The organism is Endozoicomonas sp. SESOKO4, assembly GCF_024606275.1.
Genome location: NZ_JAHHPS010000393.1, coordinates 1 through 2,647, shown reverse-complemented (window position 1 = coordinate 2,647; position 2,647 = coordinate 1). Strand labels below are relative to the sequence as shown.

At 47.6% G+C, this 2,647-nt stretch carries 2 protein-coding genes; both read left to right on the top strand.

Annotation, left to right across the window (positions count from 1 at the left end; genetic code table 11):
- Positions 1-485 (top strand): hypothetical protein (locus tag KDK16_RS07690; protein ID WP_257275426.1); only part of this gene is annotated, 485 nt, incomplete at its 5' end.
- A gap of 97 nt (positions 486-582) precedes the next feature.
- Positions 583-2,647, top strand: a 2,065-nt coding sequence (locus KDK16_RS07685) for a hypothetical protein (protein WP_257275425.1), incomplete at its 3' end; no start/stop codon positions are given.

Here is a 2,647-nt window from a genome sequence, read left to right as displayed (position 1 = left end):
CTCTGGCGTCGAGTCTCACTTTCGACTTCTTCATGAACGACAACAAAATGCTCACCCAATGGCTGGGTGGCCCCCTGGGCCGCAGTCTTGACAAGATCAACCGCTGGAGAGGCGCCGTTGAAACGGAATCGGACTATGTGAAACGCACTACCATTGCCACACCGCAACGCTTCAATGAAACGGATGAAGAGTATACCAACCGTGTTAAAGCAAACAACATGATGTATGGCTGGACACGAAACGAGAATTATCTTCAGTTCCGTGAACGACGTGATCGCACCATGAAGATGTACGAGCATGGCTGGGAAAAATACTTCAGGGACAATGTACCTAAATGGTCATTCTCCCATGCAGAAAGTATTCCTTACTTCTACACTTTTGGTGCCTTCTACAAGTGGCAAAAGGGCGATAATAATAAGAAAGCATCTGTTTACGATGAGAGAAATCACTCACAATCAAGCAGACCCTTGAAGCTACCCAAATAAGCAATTGACAGCCATGAGCGATGAAAAGTCGCTTCCTCTCCCGGTATGGCAATCGCTTTTCACGGTAACAAAAAATACTCAGCTCCGAGGTAGCAGAATGTCAAATGCCCGCCCCAATGCATTGAGCCTTGCAGTGGCAATTGTAATCAGCTCTTCCATCATTACTGCAGACGCACTGGCCACCCGCAGGCTGCAGACAAAATCTGTCGATATTTCTGGCAATGAACAGATGGAGTTTACCCAGAATGAGGTCATCGTTAAGCCCACTTTAGATGATGACTCGCAGCCAATACCCAAATCCTTTACCACCACCTACCCTGATCAGGCTGAAGTCAGAGCGGGCTATGACGTTCCTTCTGAAGGCTTCACAGACATTCTTTCTGGCATTGAGGGTGGCGTTTCCAGTGTTGATCAGTTTGAAACCGACGAGAATGACGTTGCCCGGAAATACACCAAAGTCCTGAAGGTGGGTAATGAGGGGGTCTTCAGGTTCACCCATGATCTTGAAGGAAAAGAACTGGTCATTGAAGTCAGGGGCGGAATGATCCATCAGGATTCAATTGGGGCTGTTCGCGCTCAACTGGGCGACGCTCAAACATTAGAACCGTTTACGAACGTTGCCAGCCCTGAACATCTGATCGGAGTGCTGAAAGGTGCGAATGAAAGGGCAGGAAACCTTGGCCAGGTTGATCACTATGTTGCCCTTGCCACCCTAAAAACAGTCAAGGTTGAAGTGAAAGGGCGCACCTTCATGCGTCTCATCGTTTCCGGTGATCAGCCCCCTGCATTGGAGCGCCTGGGTCAATCGCTCTTTGTCAACGATGAGGCGCTTTTCGCAGCAGCTACCTCTGCCTACACCCAGGTTCATCTACTGGGGAAAGAGTTACAACAGGAGGCTCTGGATGATCTGTTGTCATACCATAAACCCGTTGGCTATGTTGTACACACCGAGGATGAGACACAGGCTTATCCTGTACCTGATGATTATCCAAAACTGGAAGTGACTGAGGCTCCGGGAGAGATTATTGTTTTCCGTGGCCAGAAGCAGAACCCCGCCGACATCGCTTTTGTGAAAGCTCTCGCTGACACCTGGCGGAATGAATTTGGCAACAACGCCCCCCCTCCTGAAGCAACAGCATGGGTTAAAAAAGACAAGGTCAAAAGCTACCAGTACGTCATTCAAAGCAATCAGATGGCAATACTGGAAGAGTTAGCTGCGCAACAAAATACTGAACTTATTGGAAGTGGACAAACGACATTTGCATACGATGGTAAACTGGCGAAGCTTGAATACTATGAATATCTTCAGCAGGCATTGACCTATGCTACTCCAGATACAGCAGATGAATTTGAATTCACAGCACCGCACGTCAGATTCGCTTCGTCGATCATCACGCCAACCTGGGTGCATATTCAACTCGCAGAGCGCTTTCGCTTCAAACCCGTACTTAGAAATTTTCTGACTGACCGGAATTTTATCCAAAATATACATAAAGTTATACCCGCTACCAGCAAAATGCCTGGCGACCCTTCTGGCAATTCTTTTGACAAAGACGGAAGCTTTGCTTCCAGAGTCATTGGTGACTCTGCCGGGCAGCTGCTTGAGATGGAAACCAGACTGGAAAAGCTGCTGGCAAGAGAGGCCGAACTCACCGCGCTAAGCAAAGCATTTCAACACAGAACGACAACGCTCATGAGCGGTATTGAGGAAAAACTGAGACTAGTCCAAATCAATCAGCAAGTTGTCAATGAGCTTAAAAAGATTAATCAAGAGCTGGAAGAGAAAAAAGACCTGATTGGCCAACTTGAGCAGGAGAACAAACGAATCCCCGAGCTGGTAAAACAACTTAATGCTGCCGGAGCAAAAGCGACAAACACTCGCAACAGTGAACTGGCAACAGAGCTCGGTATTGACAAATGGGATGATGCCCAGCCCCAAGAGGAACAAGCCAGACTCATCAGTATAAAAATTCATGAAATCAACCAGGTGCATGCTCATCAGCAGCATATGCGTCAACAACTTAATAAAATGGACGATCAACGCGAAATAGAGAATTCTTACACCAGGACCAGAAAAAAAGCTCTGGCATCGGTTCTTGGTATTGACCTGAGTGAAGACACCACACTGGAAGATCGCCCCACCCTCGAATCAACAGTCAATT